This is a genomic window from uncultured Intestinimonas sp., assembly GCF_944387245.1.
Lineage (GTDB): Bacteria > Bacillota > Clostridia > Oscillospirales > Oscillospiraceae > Intestinimonas.
Map to the genome: position 1 here is coordinate 1 of NZ_CALXEE010000054.1, position 15,362 is coordinate 15,362.

Annotated in this window: 13 protein-coding genes; 6 read left to right on the top strand and 7 right to left on the bottom strand. The window is 61.4% G+C overall.

Annotated features, from left to right (window positions below; translation table 11 throughout):
- Positions 1–77: 77 nt before the first annotated feature.
- Both Q0K15_RS07895 and Q0K15_RS07900 read right to left on the bottom strand, forming a co-directional pair.
- Positions 78–542 carry a hypothetical protein gene (locus Q0K15_RS07895; protein WP_294514973.1) on the bottom strand — a complete coding sequence of 155 codons (465 nt, stop codon included), beginning with the start codon at positions 540–542 and terminating at the stop codon, positions 78–80.
- 20 nt (positions 543–562) lie between these two features.
- Entirely contained in the window at positions 563–1,354 is a 792-nt protein-coding gene (locus tag Q0K15_RS07900; RefSeq protein ID WP_294514975.1) for a zinc ribbon domain-containing protein, read from the bottom strand.
- A gap of 206 nt (positions 1,355–1,560) precedes the next feature.
- Here Q0K15_RS07900 and Q0K15_RS07905 point away from each other — a divergent pair, with 206 nt between their 5' ends.
- Complete coding sequence (locus Q0K15_RS07905) at positions 1,561–1,923, top strand: helix-turn-helix transcriptional regulator (RefSeq protein ID WP_294514977.1); 363 nt, start codon at positions 1,561–1,563, stop codon at positions 1,921–1,923.
- A gap of 70 nt (positions 1,924–1,993) precedes the next feature.
- Here the strand turns inward: Q0K15_RS07905 and Q0K15_RS07910 are convergent, their stop codons facing one another.
- From Q0K15_RS07910 to Q0K15_RS07920, 3 genes are all read right to left on the bottom strand, one after another.
- Positions 1,994–3,616, bottom strand: a complete 1,623-nt coding sequence (locus Q0K15_RS07910) for an ATP-binding cassette domain-containing protein (protein WP_294514979.1) — start codon at positions 3,614–3,616, stop codon at positions 1,994–1,996.
- A 4-nt stretch (positions 3,617–3,620) separates the two neighbouring features.
- The gene (locus tag Q0K15_RS07915) at positions 3,621–5,450 is read right to left on the bottom strand and encodes an iron ABC transporter permease (protein WP_294514981.1); all 1,830 of its coding nucleotides are present in this window, start codon (positions 5,448–5,450) and stop codon (positions 3,621–3,623) included.
- A gap of 126 nt (positions 5,451–5,576) precedes the next feature.
- Complete coding sequence (locus Q0K15_RS07920) at positions 5,577–6,971, bottom strand: hypothetical protein (RefSeq protein WP_294514983.1); 1,395 nt, start codon at positions 6,969–6,971, stop codon at positions 5,577–5,579.
- 212 nt (positions 6,972–7,183) lie between these two features.
- Between Q0K15_RS07920 and Q0K15_RS07925 the strand changes: the two genes are divergently transcribed.
- The 5 genes from Q0K15_RS07925 to Q0K15_RS07945 are packed head-to-tail and all read left to right on the top strand — an operon-like array spanning position 7,184 to position 12,441.
- Positions 7,184–8,209: an ABC transporter substrate-binding protein gene (locus Q0K15_RS07925; RefSeq protein ID WP_294514985.1), complete on the top strand. Its 1,026-nt coding sequence runs from the start codon at positions 7,184–7,186 to the stop codon at positions 8,207–8,209.
- Positions 8,206–9,915, top strand: coding sequence for a histidine kinase (locus Q0K15_RS07930; RefSeq protein ID WP_294514987.1), 1,710 nt, complete (start codon positions 8,206–8,208; stop codon positions 9,913–9,915). Before Q0K15_RS07925 ends, Q0K15_RS07930 begins: the two co-directional genes overlap by 4 nt.
- On the top strand, positions 9,909–10,667 hold the full coding sequence (locus Q0K15_RS07935; protein ID WP_294514989.1) for a response regulator: 759 nt from the start codon (positions 9,909–9,911) through the stop codon (positions 10,665–10,667). The genes Q0K15_RS07930 and Q0K15_RS07935 overlap by 7 nt, the downstream gene beginning before the upstream one ends.
- 21 nt (positions 10,668–10,688) lie before the next feature.
- On the top strand, positions 10,689–11,477 hold the full coding sequence (locus tag Q0K15_RS07940; RefSeq protein ID WP_294514991.1) for an HAD family hydrolase: 789 nt from the start codon (positions 10,689–10,691) through the stop codon (positions 11,475–11,477).
- Positions 11,478–11,493: 16 nt separating this feature from the next.
- On the top strand, positions 11,494–12,441 hold the full coding sequence (locus Q0K15_RS07945) for a hypothetical protein (RefSeq protein WP_294514993.1): 948 nt from the start codon (positions 11,494–11,496) through the stop codon (positions 12,439–12,441).
- Between the two features lie 226 nt (positions 12,442–12,667).
- Here Q0K15_RS07945 and Q0K15_RS07950 read toward each other — a convergent pair whose 3' ends face one another.
- Positions 12,668–14,620, bottom strand: a complete 1,953-nt coding sequence (locus Q0K15_RS07950; protein ID WP_294514995.1) for an S-layer homology domain-containing protein — start codon at positions 14,618–14,620, stop codon at positions 12,668–12,670.
- A 13-nt stretch (positions 14,621–14,633) separates the two neighbouring features.
- Positions 14,634–15,362 (bottom strand): hypothetical protein (locus tag Q0K15_RS07955; RefSeq protein WP_294514997.1); only part of this gene is annotated, 729 nt, incomplete at its 5' end.

The window sequence follows — 15,362 nt, forward strand, 5'->3', positions numbered from 1 at the left end:
GGCAGCAGCGGAATAGAAAAGAGCCGGAGACGGCGAAATACCGGCGAGAGGCGAGAAATTCATCCCGGATCATAAAATCAGTTCCCGAAGAAATCCTCAAGTCCATTATAAATGTCATGGGCAAAGTTTTCAGCGTAATGATATTCACACAGACCATCCCGATAGATAGGCCTCCCGCAGCCCAGCTCGTGACAGTAGTTTTGGAAGTAGATCACAACGCCGATGGCCACGGCCGCGACCAGCAGCAGGCACACCACCAAAATGATGACCTTGCGGTTTGCGCGCGGCTGTCCCATCCCGGCGCCCATGAAAGCATATTGAGAAAGATGGGCGCTGTTTTTCTTAGAATCCCGACAGAGCGGAATGATTTTCCGTTCAAAGTCAAATAATTCCTGAGACGGGTATTGATCGGGCTGGAAAAAGAAGGTCCCCCCTGTGGTGATAATAGAGAGGTTTTTCGGCGCCCAAATGAACTTCCATGTGGTGATCAGATAGGGAAGGGCAAGCAGCAGGGTAAACAGGAATAAAGAAAATAGCTCCATTGGTTTACGGCTCCTCCTAGTTAATGGATCAAAAGGAAAGAAAAGATTGTGGCGATCATGGCAACCATCGTTTTCACGGCATCTTTCCGAACGTGAAAGAAGTATGTACATGCGCAGCAGGCAATGGGGATGATATTCCAAAAAGCGTTAGAGGGGGAGAACTTGAGATACGCGAAGACCAGGCTCACACGAAGGAGACTGTACCACGTGGGCATGATCATAGCGAGCACGAAGCTCCATTTCTGAAGATAGCGTCTTCCGTCTTTGACCGATAAAAGGTCGGAAGATTCCACCACGAAATTGCCGGCCTCGTTTTTACAGTACAGCCGCTTCTGTGTCAGGACCGCATAAGGCATGCGGTAGGTCCCCTCCAGGTCGGCGGCGGCGGCCTGTTCGCCGAGGACGGCAATGGTTTTCTCGTCCTCCTGCTGGAAAAATGGATAGCTTGTGATTTGGACGCTTGCGGCGTCATTGGGGTTCATGGATTTTTCCCAACCTCCGCCGGGCACGCCGGCTTCCTGATGGAGAATCGGCTGATCCAGAGGAACAAAGCTGGCCGATGGAGCGGAGGGCCCGGATGTTCCCTGGGTACACTCCTGAGCCGCCTTCACAGCCGCACCGGCCTTTTCAGCGCCAGCGGCAATTGCGACGCTGGCTCGCTCGACCTGCTTGCCCAGCGCGGAACCCATACGACAGGCAAATTGGGAAAAGCTGTCCTGGATTTCGGGCACCCCTTCCAGGGAAGTGCCGCATGCGCCGCAAAATTTGCAATCATTCGGGTTGTCTTTGAAACAATTTGGGCAACGTTTCATCTTATGTCTCCTCTCTCTGCTGTTCCTATGCGTTGGAATAAAAGGATTGCTTGTTGCCTGCGGTTCAGGCTGCATCCTTTGAAGCTTAGGTAATTATAATCCCATCTCACTTGTAAGTCAAATATTTGTCATTAGTTTTAATAACGATTTTTGAACGTGGAACATGTGATTGTCATTAGATAAACTAGTGACGCGGTGGTGATTTCATGAGAAGCAAAAAGCCGATCAACGTTCGGGTGGGTCTTAACATCCATGCGGCCAGAGAAGCCGCCGGATATACGCAGGAGGCGCTTTCAGAGCTTCTGGATATCACGCCAAACCATTTAAGCGCCATTGAAAGAGGCCTGTCCGGGGCATCGCTGGAGATGATTGAAAAGCTGTGCTCCCTTTTTGGCATCAGTGCGGACTACCTGATTTTTGGGGAACGGCAGACGGAAGCCTTTGAAACAAGACTTGCCGCACAGCTTGGCATGGTAAAAGAGGAGTATCGGCCGCAGGTACAAAAGGTGTTGTCCGCCCTGCTGGAAATCCTGTTAAAGCAAGGCTCGAAGGAACCAAACTCAGGGTAGCAAAAAGCCGTGGGAACGCGTCCATTTAACGCGTTCCCACGGCTTTTTGCAGAGATGAATCCATTTTTCCTCAGATGAAAGACAGGCTGCCCAGGGCGATGCACTTGCCGCTTTTGCGGTCGAAGAGCATGATGTTGTCCCCGGAGATGTCCACCTTGATTTTGGAGCCGATGGTGAAGAGGGTGCTGCCGAAGACCACCCCGGTGAGGAGGAAGTCGTCGATGCGGACCTTGATGGTGGACTCCATGCCGGTGGGCATGGCGCCGTAGATCTCGCCGTCCAGGGCGCCGGCGTCGGTGATGTCAATGAACTCAGGTCGGATACCCAGCACCAGGTCCTCGTCGGTGAGCACCGGCTCCTCCTGGATGGAGAAGTCGTCCTCCACCACCTTGGCGATGTGGTAGCGGAAGGTCTCATCCTTGTTGCCCTTCTCTACATAGGACTTGTCGGCGGCCTTCTGTTTGTGGAGCTCCTCCCGCCGGGCAGCCTCCTGATCACGCTTGGCGAACCAGCCGGGCAGATCCAGGGGGGCGGCGGGGATGAAGCGGGCTTTCCGGCCCTTGAAGAGGGTGAGGTCGATGGCGCCGTCGGCAGCCTGGGTCCCCCTGGCCTCCACGAAGTTGATGGAGGGATTGCCCACGAAGTCGGCCACGAAGAGGTTGGCGGGCTGGTGGTAGACGGTGAGGGGGGCGTCGTACTGCTGGAGGACACCGTTGTCGATGAGACAGATCTGGGTGGCCAGGGTCATGGCCTCCATCTGGTCGTGGGTGACGTAGACGAAGGTGGAGCCGGTCTCCACGTGGAGGCGCTGGAGCTCGTAGCGCATCTCCAGGCGCAGCTTGGCGTCCAGGTTGGAGAGGGGCTCGTCCATGAAGAGGACGGAGGGCTCGGGAGCCAGGGTGCGGGCGATGGCCACACGCTGCTGCTGGCCGCCGGAGAGCTCGGCGGGGTAGCGGTCCATGAACATGCCGATCTTCACGATGCGGGAGACCCGGCGGACGGTGAGGTCAATCTCCTCCTTGGTGAGCTTGCGGACCTCGGTGACCACCTGGCCGTTCTGGACCACCTGGAACTGGTCGTCAAGGTTCTGTGCCTTCCGGGCAGATTCCACCTTGGACTGGAGGGCGATGATCTCGCTTGCCATGTCCTTGCCCGACTCCAGGTGGTAGCCGAAGAGCTTCTTGGCGGTGAACATGGAGATGGTGAAGGTGTCGATGAGCTTGATGCAGGCCTTGTTCTCCTCCAGCTTGCCGTTCTTGTCCCGGCACTCCTCCAGGACCTTCACCACCTCCTCGGGCCGCCGGAGGATCTCGGCCAGGCGGGCAGCGTTCTTGGCCTCGAAGTCCACCTTGGGCATGGCCTCCTTGATATTGCTCAGGCCGAAGGAGATGTTGTCATAGACCGTCATGTTAGGCCACAGGGCGTAGTTCTGGAAGAGGAAGCCCACCTTCCGCTTGTTGGCGGGGACGTTGATACCATTTTCACTGTCAAAGACCACCTGGTCGCCGATGGTGATGCGTCCGCTGGTGGGGGTCTCTAGGCCGGCGATCATCCGCAGGGTGGTGGTCTTACCGCAGCCGGAGGGGCCCAGCAGGGTGACGAAGGCGTTGTCGGCGATGACCATGCTCAGGTCGTCCACGGCGTAGAATTTTCCCCAGCGCTTGGTCACGTGTTCTAGTTTGATCTCAGGCATGGTGTTAACCTCCTATTCCCTTGTCCAGACTGGCGCCGGTGACCTTGTTGACGATGGTGTTGCACACCAGGATGGTCACGATCAAAATGAGGTTGATGCCGCTGGAGAAGGCGTACAGTCCCATCTCGTCAAAATAGTCCAGGGTGGTGGCCAGAATGAAGCCCTGGGTGCACAGCAGCATGAACAGTGAGAGCTCACGCAGGCAGGTCATGAAGGGCAGCAGGTAGCCGCTGATGATGGAGGACTTCTGGATGGGGATGATGATGTGGGTCATGCGTTTGATCCAGGGGATGTTCTGGATCATGGCCGATTCCTCGATCTCGCCGGAGAGCTGGAGCATGGAGTTGAGGGAGCTGCGGCTGGCAAAGGGGATGTACTTGATGGTGCCCACGATGATGAGTAGGGTGTAGGTGTTGAAGAGGTTCATGTACTCGTTGGAGAACAATATGAAGAAGGCCACGCCCACGGCGATGGAGGGCATCAGGTAGGGGAGGAAGGCCACGGCGTTGACGTAGTTTGCCCATTTACTTCGCCTGGCCTTGGACACGGCGTAGCCGATCATGGTGCCGATGGTACCCGCCAGCAGGGAGCAGCACACGCTGACCCAGATGGTGCCCTTGAAGGCCCGCCAGATGGTGTCGTTGTGGAGGATGCCCTTCTGGCCGTACATGCCGTTTTCGGTGATGTTCTCGTCCGTGACCCACCACTTGGTGGTCAGGTTGTCGGTGTCACCGGTGTAGAGGAAGGAGTAGTCGCCGGGGTTGGGGAGGAAGGTCTCGAAGGCAAAGGAGACGATAGGGAAGATGCTGGTGAAGAAGGTGAGGACCACCAGCACCAGGGCGATGATGTACTTGCCCGCCCGGCCCAGGTTGATCTTGGAGATCTGGCCGGACTTGCCGGTGACGGTGGTATAGTTCTTCCGGCTGCGCAGGCTCATCTGGTTGAGGAGCATGATGGCCACGCCGAAAACCATCATGATGATGGCTAGGATGCTGGCCTCACCGGTGTATTTGGAGTTCATGGACACGTATTTCGTGGCCAGAGTGGTCAGGTTCAGATAGTGGGGCACAGGGTAGGAGCCCATGGAGCTGCCGAAGACCAGCAGGATAGTGGAGAGAATGGCGGGCTTGACCATGGGGAGGGTGACCCGGAACATGATCTTCCACTTGGGAGTGTCCAGAATGGTGGCCGCCTCCTCCAGGTTGGCGTCCATGTTGCGGAAGATGCCGCCGATGAGGATATAGGCGAAGGGGGCGTAGTGGAGACCCAGCACCACCACGCTGGGGAAAAGGCCCAGGCACCACCAGGCGGGCATCTCGATGCCCAGGGTGGCGGCCAGCAGGCCGTTGGAGGTGCCGGTGACGGCGTTAGAATTGAACATGTGCTGCCACACCACTGCCAGAGTCCACTGAGGCATGATGTAGGGGAAGATGAAGATGGAGCTGAGGTATTTTCGCCAGGCCAGGTTGGTGCGGGTGACCAGGAAGGCGAAGAGTCCGCCGTAGAGGATGGAGACCACGCAGGTGCCCACGGCCAGGAGGATGGTGTTCCACAGGGGGAGCCACAGGTTGGTTTTGGCCAGGTTGCTGGTGAAGAGGTCGATGTAGTTGACCAGGGTGTAGCCGGAGGCCTGTCCGGTGAGGTAGGCGTCGATGGTGCCGGGGTGGATCTTGAAGGTGTCCTCCACGATGGCCACGATGGGGGCCACGGTGGTCACCGTCAGTACGATGCCCATGAGGAGGAGGATCACGTTGTGGGGCTTTGAGAAAAAGGTCTTTATTTTGTTCCTGTGGACGGCCGAGCTGCCGGCCCGGAGCGTCGTTGTCTGATCCATGAAATCTCTCCTTTTTCCGGGATAAGGGAGCGCCCTTGGAACCAGGCGGTCCCGCACAGTTCCAAGGGCGCTTTGTTCTGATGTCACTCAGGACCGGTCAGGGGCGCCCGAATGGCCGCCTCAGATTCAGCCGGCGCTGTACTTATCCAGCATTTCGATCCAGCTGCCCACGGTGAAGGAGACGGAGGCGCAGTACTCGGGGTCCTCCAGCACCAGCTTGCCGTCGGTGGTCCACCAGTCGTAGCCGTGGTCGTTGAGGGCGGCGAACTCCACGGTGGAGCCGTCCTCGGACATACCGCCGGTCTCGTGGTGGAAGATCTCCTCGTTTTCAGCGGCCACATTGGGGTTGGAGGAGTAGCCGCCGATGTCCTTGCCCCAGGCGGAGAAGCCGTCGGCGGTGCAGGTCATGTAGGCGATGAAGGCGCAGGCGGTCCAGGGCAGGGGGCTGTTGTCGGTGACGAAGAGGTAGTGACAGTAGCCGAAGCCGCCGATGCCGGTGTAGCCGTCGTTGTAGGCCGCCACGGTGATGTTGTTCTTGGAGACGGAGGCGGACTCCTCCACGCTGCGGAGCTTGGAGTACACCAGCAGACCGAACTGGTCGGTGGCGGACTGGTCCACCAGGATGTTGCAGATGGGGCCGTCATCGGTCTGGGCGTTGTAGCTGCCCACCCAGAGCTTGATCCAGGCCAGGGCGTACTTGCCGTTCTCGCCCAGGCCCAGGCTCTCGGCCTCGGAGGCCATTTCGTCGATGGTGGGCTGGAAGTAGGCCTGCTCGTCGGCGCTCAGGGCGTCAAAGGCCTCCTTGAGCCAAGTGGCGTAGGTGTCCTCGGTGAGCATGTAGAGGAAGTTCTTGCCCACGATCTCGGAGTCGATGTCCATGAAGAGGCCGTGCTCGCCCTCGGCCACGAAGTCCCAGCAGTTGTCATAGGTCTTGGAGCCGGTGTTGTTGTACATGAAGACCTTGTTCAGGGTCTGGAGGGGGAGGTAGCCGGTGTAGTCGGCGGCGGTGGTGCCGTTGGCGTCGGCCCAGTCCTTGGGGATGAAGGTGTCCAGGATACCGGTCTGGACCATCTTGGATTCGATCTGGTTGCCGTCCTGGATGAGGGTCATGGCGTAAGTGCCGGTGTCCTTCAGGGAGTCGGCGGTGAGCTGATCGAAGATCTTGTTGTTCTTGGGCTGCTGCCACTCATACTCCATGGTATAATTGGGGTCGATGGTCTGGAGGTACTCGATGAAGAGGGGAAGGGCGGTGCCGCCGCGGCTGGAGTTGCCCACGCCGTAGAAGGTCTTGCCGTTGGACTCCTCGATGGCCTTCTGGGCCAGCTCCTCCAGGGTCATGCCCTCGGCCTCCTGGATGATCTGCTGGGTGGCGGAGAGCTCACCCGCCGGGGCGCTGCTGTCCTGGGGCGCGGCGGAGTCAGGGGTGCCGGTGCTGGCGGTACCTCCGCCGCCACCGCCGCCGCAGGCGGCCAGGGACAGGGAGAGGGAAGCGGCCAGGAGCAGTGCAAGAGCGCGTTTCATTGAAAATTCCTCCTTCGTCATTTTGAATGAAATGGAATCACTCCATCGGGAGATTCCTGGTGATTTTATTGTAACGGACCGGAGGGGGAAAAAACAGGGGACAAATCTGCGCTTTTTTGTTTTCCTCTGAGATTTTGTGCTCATTGGATGAAAAGGTCGGAAGATGTGTGCTATAATTGGTAAAAATCCCAACGCGATCTGGGGAGGATAGCATGGAGAAGAGAGGGTGCCTTGGCATATTGGCGGCGGTCCTGCTGCTCACCGGCTGCGCCGACTGGAGAGGGGAGGTGCAGGAGACCGCCCTGGCGCCGTCGGAGGAGCAGCGGCTGGTGATCTACACCTCCCACAAGGAGGAGGTGTGGCAGCCCATCGTCCGGGAGTTCGAGGAGCGTACCGGCATCTGGGTGGACGTGGTGACCGGCGGCACCAACGAGCTGCTGGAGCGCATCGACGGGGAGTCGGAGCATCCGGCTGCCGATGTGATGTTCGGCGGCGGCGTGGACAGCCTGGCGGTCTATGCCGACTGCTTCGAGCCCTATCAGTGTTCAGAGTGGGAGAACATCCAAGCGCAGTACCGGGCTGAGGATGGCCTGTGGACTCCTTTTTCCTCTCTGCCTGTGGTGCTCATTTATAATACCAAACTGTTGCCCCAAGGCAGAGTGACGGGCTGGTCTGATCTGCTGGACGACAGTCTGCGTGGCCGGGTGGCCTTTGCCGACCCGGCGGTGTCCGGCTCCAGCTTCACCAGCCTGGTGACCATGGCCTGCGCCCTGGGAGAGGACACAGAGGCCACGATCCGGGAATTTGCATACAGCCTGGAGGGCAATGAGCTCTCCGGTTCCGGGGATGTGCTTACCGCGGTGAACAATGGCAGCTTCTGGGTGGGGGTCACCCTGGAGGAGACCGCCCTCAAGCGCCAGGAGGCGGGGGATAGCATCAGCCTGGTCTATCCCAAGGAGGGGACCAGCTTGGTGCCCGACGGAAGCGCACTGGTGAAGGAGGCGCCCCACGGGGACAACGCCAAACGGTTTCTAGACTTCACCGTCAGCTATGATGTGCAAGAGATGATGGCGGGACAGTACCGCCGCTCGGTGCGGGGAGACGTGGCGTGCCTGTCTCAGCTCCCGGCCCTGGAGGAGCTGACTCTGGTGGACTATGACATCCCCTGGGCAAGTCAGAACCACGACGCGGTGCTCATGACCTGGGCCTTTTACCTGGATGGGGAGGAGGAGACATGAAGAAGTTTCTTTCTTCCTCCTTCCGCTACCGCCTTTTTGCTTCCTTCTTGGTGGTTTCCCTGATCCCCCTCCTCATCTGTTCAGCCATGCTGCTCCAGATTTTCCGGCTCCGCATGACCGGGGATGCTCAAAAAGAGGCCGAGGAGCATCTGGACCGGGTGGGGCTGCTCCTGGACGAGTCCTGCCAGCGGTTTCTTCAGGCGGCCCAATCTATCCAACGGGACGACGTGCTGACGGCGGCTATGCTGGGGGCGGAAGAGGAAGGGATGGTGGTCTACGGCCGTTTGTTGGACGCCACCCAGGAGAGCCGCAATGACGCCCGCTTCGATCTCTACGACAGCCAGGGCAGATGGCTCTGCTCCACCCGCAGCGACTCCGCCGGGCAGGACTTGCCCACCAACTGGGGCGTGCTGCGGGCGGCGGCGGAGGGTACACTGCGCTTTTTCCCGCCGGAGGAAGCTGCTGCGGCGGATGCCCCCCTGCTCCAGGGGGGGGTTCCGCTGACCGGAGATGGGGGAGAACGGATCGGCTATCTGCTGGTGGGACTCTGCCGGCCCGACCTGGACCGTCTGTTGGAGGACATCATCGGTGCCCGCAACGACCTGCTGATCCTGAGCGCCTACTGGCGGCCTATCTACTGTTCTCAGCCCTCCCTGACGGACAGTCTGGCCTCCACCCTGCGCCAGCGTCTCCTGAAGGGGGAGCCCCTGAACAGCGGCGACGCCGAGTTTACCTATACGGTGTCCGGCCATGAGGGGACGGGGCTGTACCTGGTACTGCGGCAGCCCCAGGTCTTCAACCGGGACACCATGGGCCTTTTGTACACTGTGAGCCTCTCCAGCGCCCTCATCTGTGTGGCCATCTCCATCCTCATGAGCCTCACCCTGAGCAAGCAGATGTTCCGCCCCATCCAGCGTCTCCACGGCGCCATCGAGGCGGTGGCCCGCAACGATCTGGACGTCTATGTGCCCCACGAGCACGACGACGAGCTGGGCCAGCTGGCCCAGCGGTTCAATGAGATGCTGGTGGCCCTCAAGGCCAATCAGGAGCAGCTGGTGGAGAACCAGAAGGAGCTCAACGAGGCCCAGATCCGCATGCTCCAGGCCCAGCTCAACCCCCATTTCCTGTGCAACACCCTGGACACCATGAAGTGGATCAGCAAAATCAACAAGGTGCCCCAGGTGGCCAATATGTCCACCAACCTGGCGGACATCCTGCGCTTCTGCGTCTCGCCGGACGAGTTCGTCCCCCTGTGGCGGGAGCTGGAGATGCTGCACAGCTATGTAGAGATCCAGCGCATCCGTATCTCCGGGGGCTTCGAGTTCTCCGTGGAGGTGCCGCCGGAGCTGGAGGACTGCCTGGTGCCCAAGATGGTCCTCCAGCCCATCGTGGAGAACGCCATTCTCCACGGCCTGGACGGGGTGGAGCAGGGGGCCATTCTGGTGCAGGCCCGGGCGGAGGGGGAGCGGCTCTTCCTCTCCGTCCAGGACAACGGACGGGGCCTGCCCCCGGAGCTGGAAGGGCCCTACGCCCGCCGGGACCGGGAGCTCTCCCGGGGCCACCTGGGTCTCTACAACGTGGACACCATCCTGCGCAAGCACTATGGGGAGGGCTGCGGCCTCTATCTGAGCAATGTTTCCGGCGGGACCGGTGCCTGTATCACAGCGGTGCTGCCCCTGCGTTGGGAGGAGGAACTGATATGCTGAAGGTATTGGTGGTGGAGGACGAGGAGCTCATCCGCAAGGGCATCGTCCTGGCCGTGGACTGGGCCGCCCTAGACTGCGTGGTTGTGGGGGAGGCCTCCAACGGGGAGGAGGCCCTGGAGGCGGTGGAGCGCTATCACCCCACCCTCATCATCACCGATTTGAAGATGCCTCGGATGGACGGCATCGAGATGCTCCGGCGGCTGCGGGAGATGGGCAACAACGCCTATGTCATTATCCTCACCGCCTACGATAGCTTTTCCTACGCCCAGAGCGCCCTGCGCCTGGGGGCGGTGGACTTTTTGTTAAAACCCTTTCACGACGGGGAGCTGGAGGAGGCGGTGACCCACCTCCGCCGCCGGCTGGCCACTGCGCCCCGGGAGAACGCTCAAACGCAGATCTCTCCCATGGCTGGACTCAAGAAGGGGGACAAGAGCAAATATGTGATGGAGGCCATGTCCTACATCGGCGACCACTACAACGACCCCAGCATAACGGTGGGGACCATCGCCCAGTCCCTGGGCATCAGCGAGGGGCACCTGAGCCACCTCTTCAAGAAGGAGACAGATTATACCCTTCTCAATTATCTTACCCGCTACCGTATCCACAAGTCCATGGAACTGCTGCGGGACTGCCGCCGTAAGATCTATGAGGTGGCCGAGCAGGTGGGCTACAAGGATATCACCTATTTTTCCGCTACCTTTAAAAAGGTGGTGGGCATGTCGCCGTCGGAGTACCAGGACACCTGCCGGTGAGTGCGGAAAGGAGAAGACCACATGATCCGTCTCGTTGCCAGCGACATCGACGGCACCCTGCTCCGGAACGGAGCCAGATCCATCGACCCGGCGCTCTTTGACCAGATCCGCCGCCTGGGGGAGCGGGGCATCCTCTTCTGCCCGGCCAGCGGCCGGCAATACAGCAGCCTCCGGCGGCTCTTTGCACCGGTGGCCGATGAGCTGAGCTATCTGTGCGAAAACGGCGCCGTGGTGTGGGGGGCAGGGTCGCCGGGGGCGGTCCTCAGCAAGACCGTGATGGAGCGATCCAGGGCCCTGGCACTGTGCGGGGCCATTCTGGCCCAGCCAACCTGTGAGGTGCTGATCTCCGGGGCCAACACCAGCTATCTCTGCCCCAAGCAGGAGGACATCGTGGACCACATGCGCTACTTCGTGGGCAACAACGTGACCATCCTGAAAACCCCCGAAGAGGTGCCGGAGGACATGGTCAAGGTCTCGGCCTACTGCCGGGACGGGGCGGCGGCCATGGCGCCCGTCCTGTCGCCGGGATGGGAAGACTTCCATCCCGCTGTGGCGGGGGAGAAGTGGCTGGACTTCACCCTGGCCGATAAGGGCACCGGCCTGAAAAGGTTGTGCGCCGCCCTGGGGGTGGACCTCAGTGAGGTCATGGCCTTCGGGAACAACGACAACGACCTGCCCATGCTGTCGCTGGTGGGCCGACCCTACATCATGGAGCAGGCCTCGCCCCTGCTGACGGCGCGGTTTTCTCGTCGCTGTGCCAGCGTGGAGTCGGTGCTGGAGGTCTTTCTGAACGAGCTGGAAAGAGAATAGAAAGGGAGGACACGGTATGTCTGTTTACGATGAGGAGCTCCGGGCGCTCCGGGAGCAGATGGAGCGGAAGCGCCAGCTGGACGCTATGCTGAAGGACCTGCGTGGGCAGCAACAGGAGTTGACTGCACGGGTCAGCGAACTGGAGAAGGTCAAGCTGGAGGAGCAAGCCGACGTGGACCGGCTGGAGGGGCACAGCCTGGCCGCCTTTTTCTACGGCGTCATTGGCAAGATGGACGAGAAGCTGACCCAGGAGCGGCAGGAGGCCTACGCCGCCCGGGTAAAGTACGACGCGGCGGTCCGGGAGCTCTCGGCGGTGGAGGAGGACCTGGAGCGGAAGGAGACCGAGTACCGGCGTCTGGAGGGCTGTGAGCAGCGTTACGCCCAGGTGCTGCGGAAAAAGCAAGAGGAGCTTAAGAACGCCGGTGGTGAGACGGCCGGGGCCATACTGGAATTGGAGGAGCGGCTGGCCGATCTCCGGAGTCAGCGGAAGGAGCTGGACGAGGCCAGCTCCGCCGGGCGGGGCGCATTGGTGACAGCGGATCAGATCCTGCACAGCCTGGACAGCGCCCACGGCTGGGCCACCTGGGACCTGCTGGGCGGGGGGCTGGTGGCCGACCTGGCCAAGCACAGCCATCTGGACAGCGCCCAGGCGGCGGTGGAGCGGCTCCAGGTGGAGCTGCGGCGGTTCAAAACGGAGTTGGCCGACGTGACCATTGATGCCGATCTGCAGGTCAGCATCGATGGCTTCCTCCGCTTTGCCGACTATTTCTTTGACGGACTTTTTGTGGACTGGGGGGTAATGGACCGCATCAACCAGTCCCAGGCGGCGGTGGAGGAGACCCGGGGACGGATCACGGCGGTACTGGACCGGCTGAACGCCATGTCTGACGGGGCGGAGCGGGAGAGCGCGGAGACCAGGGAGCGGCTGGACGCCCTGGTCCGGGATTCCGGCGTGGACGGTTAGGAATGCAGGGCCGAGGCGCTCCCGCATTGCGGTGCGGGAGCGGGCGCCTGATAGGGGTGCCGGTTGACCCCGGCGCCTCCATCCGATACACTGGTCCTGCGCTGGGTTCCGGTCACAGAAAAGGCGGAAAGAAAAGAAGATAGGCTGGGCAACCCGTTTCGGACTGCCCGGCCTATCTTTTTTACGGCCTTGTTTTAGCGCGCTTGAGGTTCAGATGTACCTTCCGTCAGATCCCCATGTTCTCCAGAAAACGCATGAGGATGGTGGCCACCTCGGCCCGGCTGGCGTAGCCCAGCGGGTTGATGGTGGTGGCGGTGTTGCCGGTGATGAGGCCGTTGACATTGGCCCAGAGCATGGCGTCCTGCGCCCAGCCGCTCACCTGGCCGGCGTCGGTGTAGCGCTCCAGGCTGCCGGCGGCAGAGACGGGGTACCTCTTGGACTGCGCGTAGCGGTACAGGATGGCGGCCATCTGCTCACGGGTGACGGCGTCGTTGGGGCCAAACCGACCGTCGCCGTAGCCGTCCACAATGCCGCTGGCCGCCGCCCACGCTGCCGGCGCAGTATACCACTGGCCGGCGGGCACGTCGGTAAAGTCGGAGGAGCCGACAGCGGGCTGGTTCTCCAGGCGGTACAGAATGGTGACGAGCATGGCGCGGGTCATGTCAATGTCGGGCTGGAAGAGATTCTCTCCCGTCCCGTCCATCAGGCCGCGGCCGGCCACATACGCCACCGCGTCGTAGTACCACGCCGTAGCGGGCACATCCAGGAAGGTGCTCCCGGAGGGCGTGGGTGTGGGTTCCTCATCCGTCTCAGTGGTCACTTCCGTAAAGGAGGCCTCCACCGTCACCCGCACGCCTGGCATCTGGAAGGTGAACTGGGTCTCGCTCAGGCGCTCCACGCGGAGTTTGTTCCCCGCACTGTCTGTGATGTCCAGCCGCGCCAGCTTGTAGCCGGCATCCGGCTGCGCCGTGATGGTGACGGTGTCGCCGCGCTCGGCAAGCTCGGGACTGACGGAGAGGGTACCGCCGTCATACTGCCCCACCGAGACGGCGTGGCTGACGGCGGAGGAGCTGCCGCCCCCGCCGCCGCTGACGGAAGAGCCGCCGCCGGAGGAGGTGCCGCCGTTGTAGGACCAGTGGGCATAGACTGTGCGATTGCCCGTGAATACGTAGGAGGTGGTCACGGCCTCACCGCCGCTGGCCGATGTGAACCAGCCCAGCAGGGAGTAGCCGGAGCGGGTGGCGGTGGGGAGAGCGGCCAGACGGCCGTCCACGGTGGTTGCGGTGCCGGAACCGGAGAGGGTTCCGCCGTTGGGATCAAAGGTGATGGTGTACTCGGCGGCGGGGGTCTCGGCCTCGGCGACAGTCACGTCACAGCTGGCGGTGAAGCCGCCGTCCGCGGTGGTCACGGTGATGGTGGCGGTGCCCTGAGAGAGGGCGGTCACCGTGCCGTCCTGGGACACGGAGGCGACCCCGGGGGCGCTGCTGGTCCAGGACACAGCCTTGTTGGTGGCGTCGGCGGGGGCGACCGTGGCGGCGAGGGCGGCGGTCCCGCCCACCGTCATCTCCAGGGCGGTCCGGTCCAGAGTCACGCCGGTGACCGCGACGCTGGCGGCCTCAGCCTCCCATTTCGCGGTGAGGGTGACATCCGCCGCGGGCTGATAAGGAGAGGTCACCGGTGCGTCGCCGTCATACCAGCCCAGGAAGGTAAACCCCTCCTTGCTGGGAGTGGGGAGTGGGACGGAATCACCGAGCGCACAGGAAATGGGGTTGTCCGTCCCCTCCGGCAGTGTGCCTCCGTCCAGCGAGAGGGTGATCTCATAGCTGGCCATGGCGAGGGGCCCGCTGGCCACCACGGAGCCGTTGCTGTTGCTGTAAACATACACATAGCAGCTGCCCAGGTTGGATGCGTCGATCCGCCCGGTGGGAATGGTGGTGCTCAGTACGCCGGCTTCGTCAACGGTGCCGCTGCCCAGACCGAGGGCCTTGTCCGGCTCCGGTGTGGTGTCCACCACGGAGATCATGTTGAACTCCCTGCCGGGCGTCAGCCCACTGATCTCCACCTCCACCACCCCATTGGCGTAAAAGCCAATGGGGTCCGTGCCGGCTGCCAGAGCCGGGACGGAGAAGGAGACGGACATGGCGGCGGCCAGCGCGAGGGAAGCAATGCGTTTCTTCATTGTGAGGCCTCCCTTACTTTACCGTGCAGGTGTCATAGCTGGTGACGCCTGTGCCGTCGGCGCTGATCAGATTCGGCATATCGCTGGCGAGCCACACGGTCACACCGGTGGCGTCGCTGTCGTAGGAGATGGTTACACTCTCGGTTCCGGTCTGGACCACCATCATGACCATGGTGTTCTGGATGTCCTCGCCGCTGCCGGTGGTGATCTGGACGACGACGTACTCATTGCCTGTGAATGCAACGCCGCTGCCTGCAAAGCTGATGGTCTGAGAGACACCGGCGCCGCCCTCGACCGCTTCGGTGATAGAGCTATCATCAAAGGTGTAGGGGGATTCAATGCCGGAAATCAGGCAGGAACCGGCGGCGACCAGCTTCCTTTCAGCGACTTCGACGGCGATGACATATTGATCATTGTCAGCGAAGCCCAGGGTGGGGGCGGAATCCTGCCAGCTCTCCGCGCCAAGCTCGGCCAGGGCGTCCTCGGCAGTGGTGTTTGTGGTCCACCCGGTCACAATTGCGGAGGGATCGTCCGTTACCACGGCGTACTTCACGCTGCCGGTATTGCCGGACACCGCGATGGTCGCGCTGTAATTCTCATCGGCGGTGACGGTGACGGCCAAAGAGGTCAGTGCAGTGGAAGCAGAGGGCGTATTGTTGGTGACCGACTCTCCGCTCAGAGAATCAGCCTGATTGCCGGCCTCGTCCTGGATGGGGTTGGTGCCGGGAGTATAGGAGATGGT

What these genes read in the sequence shown, in the direction of transcription:
- Q0K15_RS07900 (WP_294514975.1), bottom strand. Translation starts at nt 1,354, where the DNA reads ATGAAACGTTGCCCAAATTGTTTCAAAGACAACCCGAATGATTGCAAA.
- Q0K15_RS07930 (WP_294514987.1), top strand. Translation starts at nt 8,206, where the DNA reads ATGAAGAAGTTTCTTTCTTCCTCCTTCCGCTACCGCCTTTTTGCTTCC.
- Q0K15_RS07945 (WP_294514993.1), top strand. Translation starts at nt 11,494, where the DNA reads ATGTCTGTTTACGATGAGGAGCTCCGGGCGCTCCGGGAGCAGATGGAG.
- Q0K15_RS07910 (WP_294514979.1), bottom strand. Translation starts at nt 3,616, where the DNA reads ATGCCTGAGATCAAACTAGAACACGTGACCAAGCGCTGGGGAAAATTC.
- Q0K15_RS07895 (WP_294514973.1), bottom strand. Translation starts at nt 542, where the DNA reads ATGGAGCTATTTTCTTTATTCCTGTTTACCCTGCTGCTTGCCCTTCCC.
- Q0K15_RS07920 (WP_294514983.1), bottom strand. Translation starts at nt 6,971, where the DNA reads ATGAAACGCGCTCTTGCACTGCTCCTGGCCGCTTCCCTCTCCCTGTCC.
- Q0K15_RS07940 (WP_294514991.1), top strand. Translation starts at nt 10,689, where the DNA reads ATGATCCGTCTCGTTGCCAGCGACATCGACGGCACCCTGCTCCGGAAC.
- Q0K15_RS07935 (WP_294514989.1), top strand. Translation starts at nt 9,909, where the DNA reads ATGCTGAAGGTATTGGTGGTGGAGGACGAGGAGCTCATCCGCAAGGGC.
- Q0K15_RS07925 (WP_294514985.1), top strand. Translation starts at nt 7,184, where the DNA reads ATGGAGAAGAGAGGGTGCCTTGGCATATTGGCGGCGGTCCTGCTGCTC.
- Q0K15_RS07905 (WP_294514977.1), top strand. Translation starts at nt 1,561, where the DNA reads ATGAGAAGCAAAAAGCCGATCAACGTTCGGGTGGGTCTTAACATCCAT.
- Q0K15_RS07915 (WP_294514981.1), bottom strand. Translation starts at nt 5,450, where the DNA reads ATGGATCAGACAACGACGCTCCGGGCCGGCAGCTCGGCCGTCCACAGG.
- Q0K15_RS07950 (WP_294514995.1), bottom strand. Translation starts at nt 14,620, where the DNA reads ATGAAGAAACGCATTGCTTCCCTCGCGCTGGCCGCCGCCATGTCCGTC.